At 47.8% G+C, this 3652-nt stretch carries 2 protein-coding genes; one reads left to right on the top strand and one right to left on the bottom strand.

The window, feature by feature from the left end; translation table 11 throughout:
• Positions 1 to 445: 445 nt before the first annotated feature.
• Positions 446 to 1039 (bottom strand): hypothetical protein, encoded by a 594-nt coding sequence (locus RMO27_RS08455; protein ID WP_309731296.1) that lies wholly within the window; start codon positions 1037 to 1039, stop codon positions 446 to 448.
• A gap of 312 nt (positions 1040 to 1351) precedes the next feature.
• On the opposite strand from RMO27_RS08455, the gene RMO27_RS08460 reads away from it, so the two are divergent.
• The gene (locus RMO27_RS08460) at positions 1352 to 2989 is read left to right on the top strand and encodes an iron uptake porin (RefSeq protein WP_309731302.1); all 1638 of its coding nucleotides are present in this window, start codon (positions 1352 to 1354) and stop codon (positions 2987 to 2989) included.
• Positions 2990 to 3652 lie beyond the last annotated feature (663 nt).

Consider the following 3652-nt stretch of genomic DNA (forward strand, 5'->3'; position numbering starts at 1 on the left):
TGATTCCTAGTCCTTTACCCCACACTTCGGCTGTCGCTCAGTGCATCGCCCCAGCCCTCCCCTTATCAAGGGCAGGGTGGTTTCATACACCAGAAGAAAAATCTTTCAGTTCACTTCAGTGAACTTTGGCTATTAGCCCCGAATTCATTCGTTCGCGTAGCGTCTGCCTGCGCAGAGGGCGGTTAAAGACTAAGCACCAGGGTTTATGCATTTTTATTTTCTTGTATGAAACGACCCTGCCCGTAGAAAGGTAAATGGGATAATGGTGGCGATCGCATAATCGATCTTTGGGGCTGTCGGACTAGTTGTTAGCTGAGTCTTAACTTTTTATACTCCCAACTATTCACTATTCACTATTCACTATTCACTATTCACTATTCACTATTCACTATCCGCTCCCAACTTCCAACTTCCAACTCCCAACTCCCAACTTCCCGCTATCTCTTTACCACAATTGCCACCAAGGTTTCCCTTTCCAAGCTGCTGCGGCGACAAACTCGGCACCGTTAGCGGTGGTGAAGGAGTAGCCCCAGTAGATGCCTAGTTTGCTGTGATTGTTGGGATCGATGACTGTTTGACCTGGTTCGAGCCACTGACTATCGCCTAGGCCATACCATTCTTGAAATTGTTGGCTGCTGAAAAAACCGCCGGTGATCGAATGCAGGACTAGGGTTTTGCCAATTTTAAGATAGGAGCCAAACCGATCGATCCGAATTCTTTGGGTCGATCGATTGGTGATTTTGGTGGCGTAATAGGGCTTATTGCGGGCTTCAGGATTGAGACAGTGCTCGATCTTCAGCCAGCTTTGACCCAATTTTAGGTCCGATCGCTCTAGGGTCGCAAAAATTACATCTTCCAGGACTGGGCGCGAGCCATCAAATTTGGCCTTAATTGCCTGCGCAAATTGCAGTCCGTTGTCTTCGAGAATTTCTAAGCTACGACGATCTGACGTGGCAATCGTCCCGCGCGGGGCAAACTTGCTGGTGGTCATGCAAAAATCGAGATCTAATCCGCGCTGCTGTTGTAGTTGCTGATTCATCTTTGACTACCTCAATCCACACCTAATTGTCTATGAATCTAGAGTGCCCAGATCGATCGCGAGAATTTACATGATTTGGATCGATCGGTCGGCGATCGCGCAATTAATCTGTTCGCGGAAATATAACGGTCAACGGTATCGTGTTTATCAGTATTTAATTTGGTCGGACGATTAAGCTATTTTGACTGTAAATTCGCGCGCGATCGTCGGGCACGGCGTGAAGATCGCGCGCCTACCGACAGCCATCCCCACGCAGGTCATCACTGTCAACTTAAAGCTCGTAAATTTATCATCTTGAGGAGAATCACCTACATGTCATCAGCAGTTTGGAAATCTGGATCTTTCAGCTCTGTGCTTTTGGGTGTGATGTTATTGCTCTCCACTGGCGCAATGGCCGCACCCAACAATACTGATGCTAGGTCACCCGCTACTGGTAACGGCAAGGACTTAATCCGCAACCAAGCCAGTGGTGAGCAGCCAGTGCAGATCGCTGCTGGCGAAGCAGATCCAGCTAACGCATCGGAAGTCGATCGACCGGATGATGTGGCTACCGATATCGTCAAGCCTGGTGACTGGCAATATACCGCGCTCCAAAATATCGCCACTAAATATGGTTGCAATGCGAACCTGAACAACAAGCCAGTCTCGCAACTGGAGTTTGCGCGGGGTTTGAATACTTGTCTGAGTAAGGTGGAACCAATGCTGGCTCAACAGCCTGGTGATGCGACACCGCCTAGCGTCGTACCGGCTAGTGGACAACCTGCTGTCACCAAGGCAGATCTCGAAGTCCTAACGAGATTGACTCAAGAGTATCGCGCTCAACTTACCGAACTTGATGGTCGGTTGGTCGCTACCGACAAAAAAGTCGCTCAACTCCAAGCCAGCCAATTCTCGACTACCACCAAACTCAAAGGTGAAGCCGTTTTTAATGTCACTGGTCTTGTCAGTGGGGGCGGTAGTAATAGTAATATCATCTTTGGCGATCGCGTCCGACTGTTGTTTGAAACTAGCTTCACCGGCCAAGACAAGCTCTGGACGCGGTTAGCAACCGGCAACCAATCTTCCCTCGGTAGCACACTCAGATTTCCTAGTACTACGGGTGCTCAAGTCATCGAGACTGGCGGGACCAATTCTGTCGGGGTGGACTGGTTGGCGTATCAGTTCCCATTGGGGACTGGAAATGCTTACGTGGCAGCATTTAACGGGCTGCAAGCAGACTATGCTCCCACATATTCGGTAGTTGACGATTTTACTGGTGCGACTCAGGGTGTCAGTGCCTTTGGTGAAGATAGCCCGATCTATAAAATCGGTGGCGGTACTGGTGCTGGGGTGACGATGCCGATCGCACCTAGCGGAATCAAATCTTTGTCAGTTGGTTACTTTGCCTTTGGTGCCAACAACCCTACTGTGAATAATGGTGTATTTGGTACCAACAACTCGCTGCTGGCTCAACTCAACTTCCAACTTAGTCCTCAAGTCGAGGCTGGTTTGACGTACATCAACAGCTCTCACGAGGGTGGTGCTCTATTTGGTGGTGCCGGGGTGACGATTGGTACTAATTTGGCTAATGATAATCAGGGCGGTATTACTCGTGCCAATTCTTATGGTGCGGCGATTGCCTTCAAACCCAGTGAAAAATTAAACTTCAGCGGATTTGTGATGACATCTAATGCTAATCGTGCGGGTGGCACTCAGAATATTTGGAGTTATGGTGCGGCAATTGCTTTCCCAAATGTTGATGGGAATGGAAGTCTCGCTGGTTTGACAATTGGTGCCGAACCTTATGTTGGTGGTGCTGGCAGCACGCCGTTCCAACTTCAAGGCTTCTATAAATACAAATTCAGCGACAATATTTCGATTACGCCAGCCTTAATCTACTTGACGGCAACTGATGAAACCAATCGCAGCAGTGCGGTGATTGGTGCCGTCCGAACTACGTTTACATTCTAATCACCAGCCTAAGTTATTTAATTTCTCGATCGCGAAGCCAAATTACATCATCTCAGTCAGTCAAGCGTAAATCTCTTGCTGGCTGATTTTTTAGGGGGATCGCCACCAACGATCTTCGCGCTCCAGCACCACTCATCTCGATCGTGATTCAGTAGAATTTCTGCCGTCAATGTTCATTCTGATATCACCAAGGGTACCTTAGAGCTACGAGCAACTAGAGTGCGATCTCTGGGATCGCCGCCTGAGAAAGCACCACTCTCTTCGAGCGGCCATCTCAAATTCCCGTACTATTTGTATCGATTGTCACTATTTATTCAGAAATTCACACCTAATTTCTAGGTGAAAGTAAATAAATCTGATTTGCAGATAGATGGTTGCATCTTATAATTAAGTTCAACTTGACAGCCAATTAAATCGGTTAGTCTGGATCGTGCTGATCTGTATTTAATTAGTTCGGACGATCGAACTGAACTTAGATTGTAAATAGTGCGTGTGATCGTCGATCTTTAGGATCTGAAATATCGATCCCGATCTCGCCCCACCGACAACTACCTACATGAATTTCACCCCTGTCAATTTAAAGATCGTAAATTTAACCTTGAGGAGAACTACCCAAATGTCATCAGCAGTTTGGAAATCTGGATCGATCGGCTCGGTGCTTTT

This window comes from Chamaesiphon sp. OTE_75_metabat_556, assembly GCF_031378165.1.
In the GTDB taxonomy this organism is placed as follows: domain Bacteria; phylum Cyanobacteriota; class Cyanobacteriia; order Cyanobacteriales; family Chamaesiphonaceae; genus Chamaesiphon.